The 17,189-nt window shown below is 45.8% G+C and carries 11 protein-coding genes; 5 read left to right on the forward strand and 6 right to left on the reverse strand.

Annotated features, from left to right (window positions below; all coding sequences use genetic code 11):
• Positions 1-78: 78 nt before the first annotated feature.
• The 3 genes from WJR50_RS15600 to WJR50_RS15610 all read right to left on the reverse strand — a co-directional run bounded on the left by WJR50_RS15600 (position 79) and on the right by WJR50_RS15610 (position 3,768).
• Positions 79-1,128 carry a zinc-binding metallopeptidase family protein gene (locus WJR50_RS15600; RefSeq protein ID WP_341294235.1) on the reverse strand — a complete coding sequence of 350 codons (1,050 nt, stop codon included), beginning with the start codon at positions 1,126-1,128 and terminating at the stop codon, positions 79-81.
• 266 nt (positions 1,129-1,394) lie between these two features.
• Positions 1,395-2,684 (reverse strand): PP2C family protein-serine/threonine phosphatase, encoded by a 1,290-nt coding sequence (locus tag WJR50_RS15605; RefSeq protein WP_341294236.1) that lies wholly within the window; start codon positions 2,682-2,684, stop codon positions 1,395-1,397.
• A 223-nt stretch (positions 2,685-2,907) separates the two neighbouring features.
• Positions 2,908-3,768, reverse strand: a complete 861-nt coding sequence (locus WJR50_RS15610) for an endonuclease/exonuclease/phosphatase family protein (RefSeq protein ID WP_341294237.1) — start codon at positions 3,766-3,768, stop codon at positions 2,908-2,910.
• Positions 3,769-3,995: 227 nt separating this feature from the next.
• Here WJR50_RS15610 and WJR50_RS15615 point away from each other — a divergent pair, with 227 nt between their 5' ends.
• The 3 genes from WJR50_RS15615 (at position 3,996) to WJR50_RS15625 (ending at position 7,460) form a co-directional block, all read left to right on the forward strand.
• Positions 3,996-5,177, forward strand: a complete 1,182-nt coding sequence (locus WJR50_RS15615; protein WP_341294238.1) for an enolase C-terminal domain-like protein — start codon at positions 3,996-3,998, stop codon at positions 5,175-5,177.
• Between the two features lie 220 nt (positions 5,178-5,397).
• Entirely contained in the window at positions 5,398-6,399 is a 1,002-nt protein-coding gene (gene araD1 / locus WJR50_RS15620; RefSeq protein WP_341294239.1) for an AraD1 family protein, read from the forward strand.
• A 533-nt stretch (positions 6,400-6,932) separates the two neighbouring features.
• A complete protein-coding gene (locus tag WJR50_RS15625; protein ID WP_341294240.1) occupies positions 6,933-7,460 on the forward strand; it encodes an OmpH/Skp family outer membrane protein in 528 nt (175 codons plus the stop codon).
• 114 nt (positions 7,461-7,574) lie between these two features.
• Here the strand turns inward: WJR50_RS15625 and WJR50_RS15630 are convergent, their stop codons facing one another.
• Positions 7,575-9,173, reverse strand: coding sequence for a M81 family metallopeptidase (locus WJR50_RS15630; RefSeq protein ID WP_341294241.1), 1,599 nt, complete (start codon positions 9,171-9,173; stop codon positions 7,575-7,577).
• Positions 9,174-9,597: 424 nt separating this feature from the next.
• Here WJR50_RS15630 and WJR50_RS15635 point away from each other — a divergent pair, with 424 nt between their 5' ends.
• Positions 9,598-11,826 carry a hypothetical protein gene (locus WJR50_RS15635; protein WP_341294242.1) on the forward strand — a complete coding sequence of 743 codons (2,229 nt, stop codon included), beginning with the start codon at positions 9,598-9,600 and terminating at the stop codon, positions 11,824-11,826.
• Positions 11,827-11,845: 19 nt separating this feature from the next.
• Here WJR50_RS15635 and WJR50_RS15640 read toward each other — a convergent pair whose 3' ends face one another.
• Positions 11,846-12,559, reverse strand: a complete 714-nt coding sequence (locus tag WJR50_RS15640; RefSeq protein ID WP_341294243.1) for an HAD family hydrolase — start codon at positions 12,557-12,559, stop codon at positions 11,846-11,848.
• A 380-nt stretch (positions 12,560-12,939) separates the two neighbouring features.
• On the opposite strand from WJR50_RS15640, the gene WJR50_RS15645 reads away from it, so the two are divergent.
• On the forward strand, positions 12,940-13,947 hold the full coding sequence (locus tag WJR50_RS15645) for an LLM class flavin-dependent oxidoreductase (protein ID WP_341294244.1): 1,008 nt from the start codon (positions 12,940-12,942) through the stop codon (positions 13,945-13,947).
• Positions 13,948-14,046: 99 nt separating this feature from the next.
• On the opposite strand, the gene WJR50_RS15650 is transcribed toward WJR50_RS15645, so the two are convergent.
• Complete coding sequence (locus WJR50_RS15650) at positions 14,047-17,178, reverse strand: WD40/YVTN/BNR-like repeat-containing protein (RefSeq protein ID WP_341294245.1); 3,132 nt, start codon at positions 17,176-17,178, stop codon at positions 14,047-14,049.
• Positions 17,179-17,189: the final 11 nt, after the last annotated feature.

A 17,189-nucleotide genomic window follows, 5' to 3' on the forward strand; every position in this document is an offset into this window, starting at 1 on the left:
CATAAAAGAAATTAAAACTAAGCTTCATTTTACTCCCTGGCTTTCACTTGCTTATCCCTTCTTCTTTACAATAATGACTTAATGCTTTCCTTGACACACCTGATGTACAAAGCGCAGCTTTTCAATCACAGGGGGCGGAATCACAAAAGGGTACATATCCGCTTGCCCCATACTCCGGTTAATGCTGTTCATCGCAAAAGTGAGCGGCAACCATAAATTGATGATATCGTCAAAGTTTGTCAGCGTGTAGGGATTAATATTCATGTTGGCATCCATGCTATCATCTTGTTCGGCCGCCTGAGGGGAAACCTGTAAGCCAAAAGCATGAGCGGTTTCCAGAGTGTCCAATAAATGGAGATAGTGCGCCCAGGTTTCTGCCCAGTCTTCCCAGGGGTGGGCCGTGGCGTACTCGCTGATGTAATTTTCTTTCCAGTTTGCAGGAGGCCCTTGCTGGTAATGCCTTTTGAGTGCATCCCCATAGTTCTGGCGTTCATCTCCAAACATTCTGCGAAAATCCGATAGAAAATGAGTGTTAGCAATAAGCCGGTCCCAATAATAATGTCCTACCTCATGCCTGAAATGTCCCAGCAAAGTACGGTAAGGCTCTCCCATTTCCTCACGCCTCTTGGCACGCTCAGCATCATCGGCTTCAGCAATGTTGAGCGTAATTAATCCCTGATCATGTCCGGTGAGTACTGCCTCTCGCCGATCTGCTTTAAAGTCAAAGGCTAAGCCGGTTTCAGACTGTTGGGCCTTACTGACCAGGGGAAGATTCAAGCACAATAAGGTGTAAATCAGACGATGCTTTGCCAGTTCCATCTTTTGCCAGAGCTGTTTATGATTAGCTTCCTGTAAATTAGGTATCGTATGGTTTAAGCTGCATGCTTCGCAAAAAGGATCGTCCTGATTGGCAGGAACCAACCAGTTGCAAGCCTGATGCTGCATATTCTCGCAGTAGCGATACTGTCCAGACTTTCCGGGTAAGCTAAAAATACTGCCGGGCTTAGCGGGTAAGGTGTGCAGTTCCATGTCCTCTGCCAGAAAACCAAGGGTGCTTCCGCAGCTCTCACAGTGAGTATTTTCAAAATACAACAACTGCCCACATTGCTTACAGGTGAATAATTTCATATGGCTAAAAAAATTGAAGGCCTATAAAGTAAATACTTAATATAAGCGGGAAATCTCAGATTAAGTTTTGGGTTTGCAGCAATTATTTTCAGTGGGTAAATGCTCTTTTCTGAAGGTATATCGGGAAGGTTAAGTGATAGCTTTGAAGAAGGCAGGCATCTTAAGTGGTACTGAATGTATGAGGAAATAAAGCTCAGTGCAGGTGAGAATATAGGGGAGTGACATCATATACTTCTCACCTGCTGCAATATAAAATATTTGCTTCCTTAAAGTTGAAAGCCCAGCACCATGATATCATCTATCTGATCCTGGCTGCCTGTCCAGGAGCGAACCACTTCTTCCAGTGCCCTGCCTTGCTCCCGAATGGGTAACTGATTGGTGCGGACAAGTAGAGATCTAAGCTCTTTTTTGCCAAACTTTGAAGAACCTATGCCTCCAAACTGATCCTGCAACCCGTCAGACAGAAGATAATAAGAGGTGTCTTTTTCCATTGAAAGCTTATGTTGAACATACGCTCTGTGCCTACCCACCTTAAAAGTACCCCCTACACCATGTTTGTAACCTTCAAGCGTTTCCAGTTGCTGCTCTTTAACACTGTATAGAGGTCTGCCAGCTCCGGAGAAGACAAGCTCATGGGATTGAAGGTTGATACGGCATAAGACTATCTCCATACCATCACGGTTGTCTCCTTCCTCCTGACGCAGCGCATAGACAATGCGTTCATGCAGTTCATTAAGGATGTATGCGGGTTCCAGAATATTTCTCTGGAGGATGATTTCGTTAAGCAACTCGTGTCCGATAGCACTCATAAATGCGCCTGGTACGCCATGTCCGGTACAGTCCACTGCGGCCAGAAATAAATTATCTTCCAGCTTTACACAGTAGTAAAAATCACCGCTCAGTACTTCTTTGGGCATAAGCAGAGTAAAACTGTTGGGCAGATAGGTGTGGATATACTGTTGGGTAGGCAACATGGCCTGCTGTATCCTTTGTCCATAATTTATGCTATCCATGATGCGCTTACGTTGCTTCTCCAACTGTGCATTCGCCTCTTCCATTTCTTTTATTTTCAAGGACAGTTCCATCTGCTTGATGACCTGCTTGCCCAAGGTTCTTAGTGCGAACCTTTGTTGCTCCGTAAGGGCACGTGGTCGCTGGTCCAGAACACACAAAGTACCAAGATTGTAACCATCAGGAGTCCGAAGTGTAATGCCGGCATAAAAGCGAAAACCATTTTGAGCGCTTACCAGAGGATTGTCATGGAAGCGTTCGTCTTCTAAGGTGTTAGGAATCTCCATGATTTCTTCATCATGGATGGTATGGGCACAGAAGGCGATTTCCCGAGGCATTTCCCGACATTCCATGCCAACTTTTGCTTTAAACCATTGTCGCTCGTGGTCTACAAAAGAGACCAGAGAGACAGGCGTATCGCAAATCTGGGAGGCTAATAGGGCTAATTCGTCATAATCTTTTTCAAAAGCACTGTCAAGGATATTATAGCGCGCCAATGCGGCTAACCTTTTTTTTTCATTTCGGGGCCGTGAGGCGGAGATCATAAGTGAAAGAGTAATAGTGGAATGATATAAAAAAGTAAAAATATGCTTCCAAAGCTTAATAAAAGATTCAAAAGTAGGGAGATGTTACCTGTGTAATGGCAGGAAAAAAGGAAATAAAAAAGGCTTAAAAGTGGGTAGCTCACAACATTTTAGGCAGGGGGTTCCAATCCAAAAACAATACATTCTATGCATACGCTACCTATTACCTCAGATGCTTCGTGGATTATTTGAATTCTGCCATGACAGGCAAATGGTCACTTAAAGCAAAAGAGCGCTCATCCAGGAGGTTAGTGCGAAAGTTGCCTTCATACAAAACTTTACAGCGCAACAGCCTTTTACCCAACGACTCATTTACCCAAATGTAGTCTACCGTCCGGTTGGGGACAGTGCTCTTAATGGTATTCTGTTGTTCTACTCCTTTAGCCATATAACAGTCTTTGAGGCCTGCTTCTTGCCATCGCGTATATTCATTTTGTATTGGCTCATGATTGAGATCCCCCTGGAAGATAAAGTTGCGCTTTTCTTGTGCATCGGCGTCAATTACTTTCAGCACTTCTTTTACCTCCTGCTCACGAATGGCATCATCACTGGGATGCAAATGGGCGCTATAGATCATCAGTTCTTCATCATCAGTTTTGAGCAGTGCCTTGCCCCAATGCCGGGAAAAAAGAGCTCCGGCTTCTTTCCTTTCCACCAAAGGGCAGTTTTGGGTGGAGACAATGTCAAATTTAGTCAGCAAGGCCCCCGGAAATCCGCCGGGAAAATAAGTGTAGTGCATGTCTAGTTTTTGGGCCACTTTGCTCACCTCACTTTCAGCAGGCGCTTCCTGAAAAGTGATGATATCGGGGCGATATAAGGCTAACTCTAATGCTATCCTTTCGGGCATTTGAGCGCGCACATCTTTCAAAATAAACTGAGTATCATCTGTCTTGGGATAGCCCTGAAAGGCATATACGTTATAGGTGATGGTGGTAATCTTTTTTTTAGGGAACCATTGCCAATTTCTGGCTGACAATGTGCCGGATGCTATAGCTAATGGGGTTAGGGTGAATAATGTCTTTTCAATAAATTTTCGTCTTTTCATAACGATAGTGTAAGTAGCTTTTTACCTAAAGATGTAAAGAAAAGGGCTATCTTAATTGAAATATATACTCGCTTCCACAATTGTCACTCAACTTATGAGCTTTATAGTAGCAGTATTATACCTCTTTTGGTCTGGCAATCAAAAAATAATAACTTGTATTTTAGAAGCGTGAAGCTTTATCTTATATACAGCCTATCACACATAAAACTAAGCATACAACCTGAACCATGAAGATTAACAAAGTCACCAGCAAAGTATACCGATGGAAAGGAGAGGTCAAAACCTCCGACACCATCTTTGCCACACCCTTAAGCGCATTAACTTTTCAGCCTCCGGCCGGACAGGACTCCCAGGCACCTTTCCGCTTTTTCAGCTGGCTGGTGGTGGAAATAGAAACCGACAATGGCCTGACAGGTATCGGCAATGCCGGTCTTGCTCCCGACCTCACCAAAAACATTATTGACAGCAGATTAGCCCCGCTCTTAGTCGGAGAGAACCCCCTGAACACCGAATATCTCTACGAGAAAATGTACCGCTCCAGCATCGCTTACGGACGAAAAGGGGCAGTGCTGGCCGCCATTAGCGCTCTGGATATCGCCCTCTGGGACCTGAAAGGCCAGCAGTTGAAGCAACCTGTATTTATGCTGATGGGTGGCAGAACCAAAGCCTCTATACCAGCTTATTATAGCAGGCTGTATGCCCGTAAGCTGGATGAGTTGCAGCAGGAGGCCGACACCTACAAGAAGCAGGGCTTCAAAGCCATGAAGCTTCGCTGCGGTTATCCGATGACAGAAGGTATGGCGGGTATGAAAAGGAATGTGGAGATGGTAAAGGTAGTGAGGGACACGGTGGGGGATGAAGTTGATGTGATGCTGGATGCCTACATGGGCTTCAACTTCGCTTATGCTAAGCGATTCTTGAAAGCCCTGGAACCCTACAACCTCCGCTGGGTGGAGGAACTGCTGCTGCCCGACGAAGTGTCCAACTTTGCCAAACTGAAGCAGACAACCGATATTCCCATCTCCGGAGGAGAACATGAGTTTGGCCGCTATGGCTTTCATGAGTTGTTGCAGGCCAACGCCCTGGACATCATACAGTTTGATACCAACCGGGTGGGTGGCTTTACCGAAGCCCACAGAATTTGTCATATGGCAGAGGTATACGGCGTAGAAGTGATCCCCCACGGAGGGCAGATGCACAACCTGCATGTGGTGATGAGTTCATTTGCCAGCCCGATGGCTGAGTACTTTCCTAAAACACCGGTTGAAGTAGGCAATGAGCTTTTCTGGTATATCTTTGAGGGTGAAGCCGTAGCAGAAAACGGTCAGCTTCAACTGGACGATCACAAATCCGGTATGGGATTGACTTTGAAAACGGAAGGCCTGGAGAATTTTGAAATCATAACATAAGTAGCTAACAGTTACTCGCTTCAGTTTCTAACTGAAGTGGACAAATGAAGCAAAGTCTCAGACTTTGTCCTCATTCATGATTTCAGTCTTGAAGACTGAAACCAGTTTTTAGTGTAATGTAAATAAGTCTTCATACTTAACTAAGCTCAAAATGATACTTGAAGAACTTATGAGACAGCACCTTAGCAAATAAACACTAGCCAATCAAACCATGACGAATATGACACACCTGGTCCAGATACAGCATCCTCAGCAGGGCAGGAGAGTAGCTTTGGTAAAAGAACCTCAGTTGGTACTGCTAAACCATCTCCCTTCGGTATACGAACTGGCACAAAAAGCGATAAAAGCAGGAAATACTATGCAGCACTCCATAGAGGCCAGCCTGAGCAAAGAGACACTTGATTATGATGCGATCTATCAGGGCAAATCTGACTGGAAGCTTTTACCGGCCTTTGATCACCCTGACAATCCTGCCGCCTGCATCGTGGCAGGTACCGGGCTGACCCATAAAAGCAGTGCCCTCAACCGGCAGAGCATGCATCAGGCCGAGCAGAATGCCCTTACGGATAGTATGCAGATGTACCAGTGGGGCTTGGAGGGTGGTAGGCCGGCTGAGGGCAACATAGGTGTGCAACCGGAGTGGTTCTACAAAGGACAGGGCGATATACTGCGTGCGCATGGCGAGCCGCTGGAAGTACCTTCTTTTGGCGATGATGGGGGAGAAGAACCGGAGGTAGCCGGTATCTATGTGGTGGATGAGCAGGGTAATCCCCGCAGGGTGGGCTACTGCACTGCCAATGAGTTCTCCGACCATAAGATGGAGAAAAAGAATTATCTCTATCTGGCGCCTTCCAAGCTGCGGCAGTGTGCGATCGGTCCCGAACTGGTGATAGATCAGGACTTTCAGGATATTGTCGGCACTGTGAATATTTACAGAGAAGAGAAGCTTATCTGGAGCAAAGAAATTAACACCGGAGAGAAGCATATGGCTCATAGCCTGGCCAATCTGGAGTACCATCATTTCAAATATCCGGGACACAGACAGCCCTTTCAGGCGCATGTACATTTCTTTGGTGCCGATGCCTTCAGCTTCGGAGAGCAGATTCAACTGGAACAGCACGACCTGATGGAAGTACATTGGAAAGGCATGGGCAGAGCCTTGAAAAATCCGCTGAACATAGTACAGGAGGAAGAAAAATTAATTCGTGTCCAGAATATATAGTCAGGAACGCTGAGGAGTTACGCTTTGGGCAATACGCTTTGATTTTACTGATAAATTGGAATAACCTTACAGTCAGCATAGCCGCCTGGCTTACCACTGTTATGTAGGTAAATTAGGATAGGGGCGATTGCCTTTGATCTCAAATAAGTACAAAAACCAGAGACTGAGGTATGATGGAGAAAAAACGAAGGATCAACGAAAGATCTACGGACTCACCCTGAACCTGCATTATAGGAAATATACAATCATTCTGGGTAGAGAAACAAGAGATTAAAAGCTATATCAAAGGCGAATAGGCTCATCATAAATGCGCATATTCAGCTCAAATGCTACACTTATCTCTGTACAGGCTGCGTATTTAGTCTCAGGAGATATCAAATACTATCCATCAAACTGATGAGAAGGGGTAGGCAATTTGCGATTAGCGCTTTCGTTCTAAGGGTTAAAGCTGATTACCTATGGAGGTTTCTCTCTCTTTTTCACGATAATAGTATGAAAATATTTATCTTACCGAGATATTAAACTACACAACAATGATGATGAAGAAAACAATGCTTGGCTTGCTGTTAGTTTTTGCAAGCACTAGCGTATTTGCTCAGACAAAAATAGGGTTTGCAGAGGTAAACTATATTCTCAATCAACTTCCTGAAACACAGACTGTTGATACGCAGTTGCGTGAGTTTGAGACGCAGCTCACTTCCGAGATGCAGACGATGACGCAGCAATTTCAGCAAGACGTTCAGGCGTATGAGAGTAGCGCAGGCACCATGACAGAAGAAGCTAAAGCAGCAAAAGAGCAGGAGTTACAGGCGCTTCAACAGCAAATTCAGCAAAAACAGCAGGAGGCTCAGCAAAAACTACAGCAAAGATACACTGAACTGTTAGGACCGGTACGCGATAAGGTGATGGATGCGATTGAAAAGGTAGCAGAGGCCAATGGCTATACCCATGTTTTCTCAAAGTCAATCTCCGGTAATTTGATTGCGCTTTATCCTGATGTGCAGGATAATAGCTTTTCAGATATGGTATTACAGGAGTTGGGCGTTACGGTAGAACAATAGAAGATATTTATATTCATTTGCCCGATTCATCAGGCAGAGCTTGGGCAAAAAAAAGGTAAGGCGAGTATCATACTCGCCTTACCTTTTTTTTAAACAATTGAAATCAGCTTCCTGTCAAATCTCATCCGAAGCAGGAATCAGTTTGGCCTCCAGGTCGGGATCTTCCATATCTTTATCCAAAGGGAAGATAGGCCTTTGCAGCCTTTTGTAGTCCAGACGTTCCAGGTCCTGATCTACTCCGCCAGGGGTAAGTGCCAGCAACCAGTCGGCACGCATATCATAAAGCTCCGGTACCAGATAACCAATCTTTACGACCACGATATCGGTCTCTTTGGGGTTCAGCCCCAGATTGGTAAAGTCGCTTTCGTGATGGTAAGGCTTACGCTTTTTGGTAACAATGACATGAGCGCTGCCCACCTTCACTACTACTTCGGTTTCGGCATCTCTATCGCCATGTTCAATCGCTTCTATGGTGCCGGCAAGACGTACCGGAGGGGCAAAGCGGTCGTCCACATTGGCACCGGCAAGTGCGTCTATCTTTCCACCCACACCGACTTCCACTGCTTTTTCCACAAACTCAGGTCCGGGAATAGACGCATAAATCAGAGAGGGACCATCCTCAGATTTAAATTCAGGGCGGTCCAGAATCTCTTTCAATGTCCAGGTAACATCCCCGGCCCCTCCGGCAGTCGGATTATCTCCCGAATCACTGATCATAAACGGCTGCTTGTCACTGACTACGGCCTTGTCAAGGGCTTCGTGCAGAGTAGCCGTGGGGGCTACAAACTCAAACTCATTGCGGACTTCCCAGAAGCTTTGGGCCAGCTTTTCAGCGGCACTGGTCACTTTCTCCTGATCATCACCGGTTACCATTACAACCCCGTGGTTACGTGGTTCATCCGCCCAGGGATACCCCATCCAGATGGCAGCGTCAATCACGCCTTCCTGCTGGGTTAGGGGGTCAACTTGAGCATACAAACTTTTGCCCGGCTCTATTCTAGTACTGGTCTTTTCTCCTGGCAGTAGGATAGGCACGCGTATCCAGGCTTTGTAAGCAGGTTTACCTTTGCCATTTTCCAGTCGGGTGAGCAGATTGTCCAGCGCTCTCTCTTTGGATTCCAGCGCATCCTCGTGAGGCGCCATGCGGTAGCAGGTAATCAGGTCGCTATGTTGCGCCAGTCGTAAGGAAACATTTCCATGCAGGTCCATGGAGGTAGAAATGAGGGTTTCTGTGCCTACCACATCACGAATCCTTTTGATATAATCTCCTTCCGGATCATCCAGGCCAACTACGCTCATCGCTCCGTGTATATCCAGAAACAGGCCGTCATAAGGCAGATTTTCCTCCAGTCTTTCCAGGGTCTGTGTAACCAACGACTCATAGGTTTCGCGAGTCACTGCTCCACCAGGTATAGACTTGCCCACTACGGTGGGAAACCATTCCGCCCTGTTCCGGTGCGAATTGTCTTCTGATAAAAAGGGATAGCGGTCAAAAACTTCCTCACCATACCTGGCATGAAAAGCCTCTTCTTCGGTAAGTGCGGGTGAAAATGTACTGGACTCTATGCCCAGCCCGGCAATGGCCACTCTGGGCAACTCTTCCTGCTGACTTGCTGATTCGGCCTCTTCTCCCTGACTATTGGTTGTGCAGGAATAAAATATTGAGGCAATGAGAAGGTAAAAGGCAGTGGTCAGGTAGAAAACAAATTTCATGTATAGCGTATTTGGTTAAGTTTCAAAAAGCGGGAATATAAAGAAAATTCGGTTTACATAGCTTGAGTAAACGCTTGCTCAGGCTTCCATAAGTATGAGTGAATGCTTCTGATCAGTAGTTTTGATTATCAGTTCATTACCTGATAGTTGTAGTATGCAAATGAAATAAGCTATGTGTGATTTTAAAATTATATGTGGTATAAATTTACAATATATCGCAAAAATTTTGACTAGAATAATTATTGCAATATTATGTTTACATATTAAGTTTGTCGCTCCCAATAGCATTGCCTGGTCCGTTAGGTGATTTCAAAGTGGAGTTTTCATTAAGAACCAGAGGCAGTCATTTTCTTTTTCAGGTAATTTGATACTGTAAGCTATTGATTGCATAAAAGTATTATCACCATCTCAATAAAAACTCACAATGGACAGAAAGTCCCTGACAGCTACTCCTTTCCCTGCCCTACTGATCTTTAGCGTTTTTGTATTTGGCATTGCCGGTTATCATTTTCAGACAAGTCTGCATCCTCTGCTGATGATGCTGATTGGCGCAGTAATTGGCCTGCTGGCAAATCTCTCACTTTACTACATTATTATATATTCAGGGAAAGCTTTGAGGCAGATTTCCATGAGTTTGATGGCGGCTGTTTTGAGCACAGTAGCAGCACTTATTCTAGTAAAAACCTATGCTTTTCGTTGGCCCGATCAGGTTTTTTTTATCGCGTCGCTGCTGGGCATTGTATGCGCCATCATTGGCTACTATAGCATCAGAAAGCTGTCGGTAAACCAAAAAGCCATACCGGCCTGGGTAGGAATAGCGACTGTTGTGTTATGTGTGGGAGTTGGCATCTACTGGCTGTTGCAGGAAGGTTATGATCCCTATACGGAAACGCTGCCTCCGCCTTTTGAAAACGCAAAGGTAAGTACATTGTCTGAGCAGGGACTGGAAAACCCTGCTTCTCAAGGTGATTATGAAGTGCAGACATTTACCTACGGTAGCGGCAATGATCAAAAAAGAGAAGAGTACGCTGAGGCGGTCAGGTTCAAAACCCCAGCGGTAGATGCCAGTTTGCTGCTTCCCGAATGGAAGGGTGACAAGAAAAAATGGAGGGAACGCTACTGGGGATTTGGCGTTACTGAATTTCCTTTAAATGGCCGCGTCTACCTGCCGGAAGGTGAAGGGCCTTTTCCCCTGGTGCTGATCGTACATGGCAACCATAGTATGATAGATTATTCGGACGGTGGATACGCTTATTTGGGAGAATTACTGGCCAGTCGGGGTTTCATTACTGTTTCGGTAGATGAGAATTTCATCAATGCCCATTGGTCAGGTGATTTTAGAGGCAAGGAGATGCCTGCACGGGCATGGCTGTTACTGAAGCATCTGGAGCAGTGGAAAAAATGGAATAATAGCCCTGAGCATGAGCTTTCCGGAAAAGTGGATATGGATAATATCATGCTGGTAGGCCACTCTCGTGGAGGGGAGGCGGTATGTATTGCAGCAGTTTTCAACGAACTGCTGTACTTCCCGGATAATGCCGATGAGGAATTCAATTTTAATTACAACATAAAAGGCGTGGTGTCTATTGCTCCTACGGATTACCGTTACCACCGGCAAATAGACCTTGAGAATGTTAACTATTTATCCTTACAAGGCTCGTATGATTCAGATGAGATAAGCTTCTGGGGTATGCGTACTTATCGGCGCCTGGCTTTTGCTGACAGTAGTAATTATTTTAAAGCAGGCGTATATCTGCATCAGGCCAATCACGGGCAGTTTAATGCCAGCTGGGGTAGAGCGGATTTTGGCGCTCCTGCAAAATGGTTGTTAAATACTGAGCCTATGCTTAGCGGAGAAGAGCAACGAGAGGCGGCAAAGGTCTTTATCAGTGCTTTTACCGAAGCAGCCTTGCATGATGATAAAAGCTACCTGCCCCTCTTCAAAAATGCAGTTCTAGCAAGAGACTGGCTTCCTCAGGAATATTATCTTACACATTTCTATGACCAGCATACCCAAACGCTGGTAGATTTTGAAGATGACATGGATATTACAACAGCTTCGGAATTTGCCGAGCTTAAGGCAGAAAATACAGTCATCTGGAGAGAAGAAAACCTGAGTACCCGTGATGGGGAAAGCCAGCAAAATAATGCTGTTGTTTTGGGTTGGGACTATGGAAAAGAGATGCAGCCTGATGCTCTGGCTAGCTATGAGATTGTGCTGAAAGATAGCCTGGGTGTGCAGATAGATAGCAGTGGAAGTATGCTAGTTACCCTGGCTGCAGGAGATTATCGGGAGTTAAAACAACAGGATAAAGAGCAAAATTCTTCCGATGAAAGAGAAGAACCGACGCTTAACTTTAGCATTGTACTTTCCGACCGGGATGGCAAAACCGCAAGTATGCAGCTTAGCGATGAAAAAAAGATAGCCCCCATGCTGAAAACCAGGTTTATGAAAACCGCTTCGCTGAGCAAAGACATGATTGGAGATGAATGGGAAGTGCAGCCCGAAACTTTCCATCTACCGCTTTCAAAATTCCAGCAAAACGATTCCTCCTTCGACCTCCAGCAACTGAGACAAATTGAGTTTGTATTTGACCAAAATAATTATGGTGTAATCATCCTGGACGACATTGGATTTGAAACCATTGAATAAAAGATAAACTCTGCTAAGGCTATTGTAGGCTATAATCATCAAAGACTTCGGTGAAGAGTTGCGCCAATTCTTCCATACTGGAAGCCACAGTGAAAGCACCGACCTCCCTTACAGTTTTTTCATGTCCATCAGGAATGTGGCTAGCGCCCAGAAAACCGATCACATGCATACCCGCACTATGCGCGGCAGTAACACCACTCTGGCTGTCTTCTACCACCAGACATTCTGAAGGTTTAACGCCTAACTCTTGCGCGGCAAACAAGTACACATCCGGTGCCGGTTTAGGACGTGCTACCATTTCCGCAGCAAACAGTTTTTTTCCAAAAAGCTCAGTGAGTCCGGCTACCTTCAGGGAAGAAATTACTCTCACCAGGCGGCTGTTGGAGACCACTGCTTTGGTAACAGGCAGGGGAGAAATGGTTTCTACAACTCCGGCTATTGCCTGCAAATCATGGTCTAAGCTATGCTCTATTTCCAATCGTACTTTTGAGAGAAAGTCGTCGGGCAGGCTGATGTTAAAATCTTTCTGGACACTGGCGAGTATGTCTTCTTCTTTTTTACCAGCATACAAGTGCGCGTATTCCTGGGGTGTCATGCTGATACCATAAGGTTTAAGCATGCGTAGTGAAGCTTGAGAGGCCAGTATTTCACTGTCTACCAGTACGCCATCACAATCAAATATGACACAGCTTATGTTTTGGGGAAGTTTCTTTAAGTCGGGGTTCTTCATCATTGATTTAAAAATAAGCACCAGTGCTTTTATTTACCAAACCCTGCCAGGGTGGCCTAAAATGCTAAATATTAGATTTTTACAGCATAGAAATATAGAGTTACTTATGCTATGCTACTCAAATGAACAGCATTTGGCTTAGCTGAACTTGTAGGAGTGAATTTACGCTAAGAATCCGGAAAACAGAAATGATTGGACGTTATGATATGTTATGCGTACAACTTAATAAGGTGAAAACTATTATTCTCAGGTGAGCATTCCTGGAAAACATGATAGTTTGCCGTCAGTAAATTGTTCACATATCAAAACCTCTGGCGGAAAGATACGATAGAGAGTCTGTATATGTGTTACAACATTTAGTACAAAAGATATAAATTATTGAGATGTCAACGAATCATAAAAATATACCTTATTCCATATTGGAGCTGGCTTCAGTTGGGGCAGGTTTCAGTCCGGCTGAAGTATTCAAAAATAGCCTGGACCTGGCACAAAAAGCCGAAGCCATGGGCTATACCCGCTTCTGGCTCGCCGAACACCACAATATGATCAGCATTGCCAGTTCCGCCACTGCGGTGTTGATCGGGCATATTGCCGGAGGGACAGAGAAAATCAGAGTAGGCTCGGGTGGCATTATGCTACCCAATCATTCACCTCTGATAGTATCTGAGCAGTTTGGTACTTTAGGCTCATTGTATCCCGGTCGTATTGACCTGGGATTAGGAAGAGCGCCAGGAACCGATCAGGTGACCGCCCAGGCTATCCGCTCTGACAGGATGCGGGCGGTGTACCAGTTTCCTGAAGAAGTGGATGAGATTCAGCAGTATTTCTCAGAAGATAATGCTGATCATCAGGTAAGGGCTACGGTAGCAGAAGGAGTTGAAGTGCCTATTTACATTCTGGGTTCTAGTACCGACAGTGCACATCTGGCTGCCAAAAAGGGACTTCCTTACGCTTTTGCCAGCCATTTTGCGCCTACCCATTTGTTTGAAGCTCTGCACATTTACCATAATGAGTTTCAGCCTTCCGAACATCTTAAGGAGCCTTATGCTATTGCCTGTATCAATGTGATCGCCGCAGAAACCGATCAGGAAGCGGAAAAGATGTCTACCTCACTGGTCAGAATGATGCTTGGGGTGCTGACCAACAATCTGGATTATATGCAGCCTCCCACTGAGATGAATGCTGAGATCAGAGAGCTAATGCAGCATCCAGCATTTCAGCGCATGCTCAAATACGCTTTTATCGGTAGCAGGGAAACGGTGAGACAAAAAACAGAAGCTTTTTTACAGGAGACAGGCGTCAATGAACTGATGGTGGCTTCTCATATCTACCATCATGAAGACAGGCTCAACTCTTACCGCATTTTTTCGGAAATCATGAAAGAAGCATGATTTTCTTGGAAAAATAATGTGAATAAAAAAAACGGGCGCTTAAACTTAAGCGCCCGTTTGAATAAACATTTCATTTCGGATGGATGAGGTTTTACCTCACTAGTCATCGCTACTCCGCGGTAAGCCTTCCAGCTCAAAACTATTGAGTTCATCCTGAAGGTCGTTCCATTGGGCTTTTAGCTCTTCATACCGTTGATAGGCATCACTGCCGGGTCGCTGGTCGGCCTGCTCCAGCATGGAGCGGAGGTAGCTTAGCTGATCAATCAGCATCGGACGCATGTAAATACCTTCTGAAGTAACCAACTGATCCTGAATCTGGGCCAACTTCTGATCTTCCTTCTTGTATTTATTGCTTGCACCATTTTCTTCCATCAGTTTTGCCAGTTCTTCTCTTCTTTCTTTGATCTTGGCGGCGGTTAGCTTGGTGCTGTCTTCCAGCCCGATGATGTTCATCACCAGTTGAATTTGCGCATTAATATCTTCTTCGCTCACATTCTGATACTTCAGGCGAGGGTCGGCCAGCACTTCAAAGCTTTGCGTATAGGTTTTTCCATCCACTGTCAGACGAGCGGTATAGGTGCCGGGGCTTACCATAGGTCCTCTCTGATAGCTTCGCTTAGGATTCTGATCCCAGGGGCCGGGATACTGCATATTCCAGCGGAAGCGATGTGAGCCTGCCGAGCTTTTCAGTGCGTCTGAAGTTTCTCCTTTGTAGAAACCGGTAGCCATATCTACCATTTCTTCCTGAGTGGTATCCTGCGTATCACTGCTACTAAATGAGCGTATCAACTGCTGCTTGGCATTCAGAATATCCAGTTTCACTTCTCCCTCAGAGCTATTCTTCAAAAAGTAATCAATGATAACCGAAGGCTCAGGATAGTAAGGAATTTCATCTTTGTCCGTATCTCTGTAGCGATAGCGGTAGGCATCTTCCGGTTGATAAAGGTAAGCGCTGGCTGCTTCTTTGGCATTCGCTAGTTGATGTAAAGGCGTAATATTATCCAGTATCCAGAAAGAACGGCCCATGGTGGAAAGGAGCAGGTCGTTACGGAAAACTTTGATGTCAGTGACCGGCGTAATCGGCAGGTTTTGTTGAAATGGCTGCCAGCTCTCTCCATCGTTCAGAGATACAAACAGTCCATATTCAGTACCTGCATACAGTAAACCTTCTTTCACAGGGTCTTCACGTACTACTCGTGTGGGATAATCTGCCGGAATACCGTTGGTACCATCGGTAAGCAAGGTCCAGCTTGCACCATAATCTTCTGTTTTATAGATGTAAGGTTTCCAGTCACCCAATTGGTAGAGCAGTACCGAAAAGTAAGCTTTACCCGGCTGATGCGGAGAGGGTTCAACGCTATCTACCCGGCCACCATCCGGTAAGTCATTAGGCGTTACATTTTCCCAAGTTTTACCGCCGTCTTTGGTCACATGAACAGGACCATCATTAGCGCCTACCCAGATTACGCCCTCTTCTAAAGGAGATTCCCGGATTGAATAAATCGTACTGTAGTATTCCTCCCCGGTTACGTCACGGGTAATAGGAGAACCGGAAATTACTTGCGTGGCAGGATCGTTGGCTGTCAGGTCAGGAGAAATTCTCTCCCAGGTTTTACCATCATCTGTGGTTTTATGCACGTACTGTGAGCCATGGTAGACGACATCAGGGTTATGAGGAGAAACATGAATGGGTGATACCCGTTGGAAACGGTATTCCAGATTTTCAGGATTATGTCCATAGATATAAGCCGCACCAACATAATACTGCTGCTCTTGTCCGGTACGTTTGTCAAATACGCCGAAGCGTCCTTTACAATTGGAATACACAATATTGGGGTTACCAGGTTTAGGCACCGCTGGCCCGGTTTCGCAGCCGCCTACAGCCAGCCAGAAACCCGGGCCTCCGGCAGGTGCATCATAAGGAGGAAGACTGGGAACTGCAATGGTCGTATTATCCTGCTGACCGGCATATACCCAATAGGGATGCTGGTCATCTACTTCAATCTGGTAAAGCTCAGCAGTGGGCTGATTGCTCTGGGTAGACCAGGTCTTGCCACCGTTAGTAGTCACATTTACGCCTCCGTCATTGGCTTGAATAAACAGGGAAGTATCATTAGGATTGATCCAGATGTCGTGGTTGTCTCCATGCGGAGTGCTCATGGTTTTCCAACTTTTTCCTCCATCAGTAGATTTAAAGAATTGGGTAGCCATGGCAAAGAGTACATCAGCATCCAGTGGGTTAGCCGCTATATTACAATAGTAAAAAGGGCGATCCAGCAGTCCATCGTGGTTGCTGATAAATTCAAAAGTTTCGCCTCGGTCATCGGAGCGGTAGAGCCCTCCACCTTTTCCCGGAGTGGATGCTCCGGGGGTATCCACGAGAGGAGCTTCTACCAGCGCGTAGAGGCGGTTGGGGTCTGCCGGAGATACGGCCAGGTCAATTTTACCGATCAGCCCCTGAGGAAGACCATTTTCCAGTCTGCTCCAGCTATCACCTCCATCTGTGGATTTATAGATACCACCAGATTCATTAGCGCCTCCGCTGATGATGGTCCAGGGCTTGCGCTCGGCACGCCAAAGTGCCGCATAAATAGTTTGGGGATTATCAGGAGCAAACTCCAGATCTACTGCTCCAACGGTATCTGAGTGGTAAAACACTTTTTCCCAGCTTTTGCCACCATCATAGGTACGGAAAACCCCTCTTTGCTCATTGGGCTGGAAAGGCTGACCGATGGCTGCTACAAACGCGGTATCGGGATGCTGAGGGTGGATTTCCACGGCCCCAATCAGGCCAGCATCTTCCAGGCCTAAGAAATCCCAGCTTTTGCCAGCATCGGTGGATTTATACATGCCTTTACCGGAAATAATATTGGATCGTAAACCATCCGAACCGGTGCCTACATAAATAATGTCAGGGTTATTCTGATAAACGCTGATAGCACCGATAGAGGGCGAGGCAAAGTAACCATCGGAAAGATTTTCATAGGTGATACCATAATCCTCAGTTTTCCAGACGCCTCCTCCGGTGCTGCCCATGTAGAACGTGCCAGGCTTGGAAGCAACTCCAGCCACTGCGGTTACCCTCCCTCCTCGGGTAGGGCCTACATTTCTGAATTTCATGGCCGAAAAATAGGCCGAATTACTGTTTGCCTGCTCGCTTTGTGTATAGGCTGGATTAATTCCAAAAAACAGGCTCAGGCACAATAGGCTAGATAGTAATGTTTTCATCATAAGCTAAATTA

The sequence above is a fragment of the Catalinimonas locisalis genome (assembly GCF_038039535.1).
Lineage (GTDB): Bacteria > Bacteroidota > Bacteroidia > Cytophagales > Cyclobacteriaceae > Catalinimonas.

What these genes read in the sequence shown, in the direction of transcription:
- WJR50_RS15645 (WP_341294244.1), top strand. Translation starts at nt 12,940, where the DNA reads ATGTCAACGAATCATAAAAATATACCTTATTCCATATTGGAGCTGGCT.
- WJR50_RS15630 (WP_341294241.1), bottom strand. Translation starts at nt 9,173, where the DNA reads ATGAAATTTGTTTTCTACCTGACCACTGCCTTTTACCTTCTCATTGCC.
- WJR50_RS15600 (WP_341294235.1), bottom strand. Translation starts at nt 1,128, where the DNA reads ATGAAATTATTCACCTGTAAGCAATGTGGGCAGTTGTTGTATTTTGAA.
- WJR50_RS15635 (WP_341294242.1), top strand. Translation starts at nt 9,598, where the DNA reads ATGGACAGAAAGTCCCTGACAGCTACTCCTTTCCCTGCCCTACTGATC.
- WJR50_RS15605 (WP_341294236.1), bottom strand. Translation starts at nt 2,684, where the DNA reads ATGATCTCCGCCTCACGGCCCCGAAATGAAAAAAAAAGGTTAGCCGCA.
- WJR50_RS15650 (WP_341294245.1), bottom strand. Translation starts at nt 17,178, where the DNA reads ATGATGAAAACATTACTATCTAGCCTATTGTGCCTGAGCCTGTTTTTT.
- WJR50_RS15610 (WP_341294237.1), bottom strand. Translation starts at nt 3,768, where the DNA reads ATGAAAAGACGAAAATTTATTGAAAAGACATTATTCACCCTAACCCCA.
- WJR50_RS15615 (WP_341294238.1), top strand. Translation starts at nt 3,996, where the DNA reads ATGAAGATTAACAAAGTCACCAGCAAAGTATACCGATGGAAAGGAGAG.
- WJR50_RS15640 (WP_341294243.1), bottom strand. Translation starts at nt 12,559, where the DNA reads ATGATGAAGAACCCCGACTTAAAGAAACTTCCCCAAAACATAAGCTGT.
- WJR50_RS15625 (WP_341294240.1), top strand. Translation starts at nt 6,933, where the DNA reads ATGATGATGAAGAAAACAATGCTTGGCTTGCTGTTAGTTTTTGCAAGC.
- araD1 (WP_341294239.1), top strand. Translation starts at nt 5,398, where the DNA reads ATGACACACCTGGTCCAGATACAGCATCCTCAGCAGGGCAGGAGAGTA.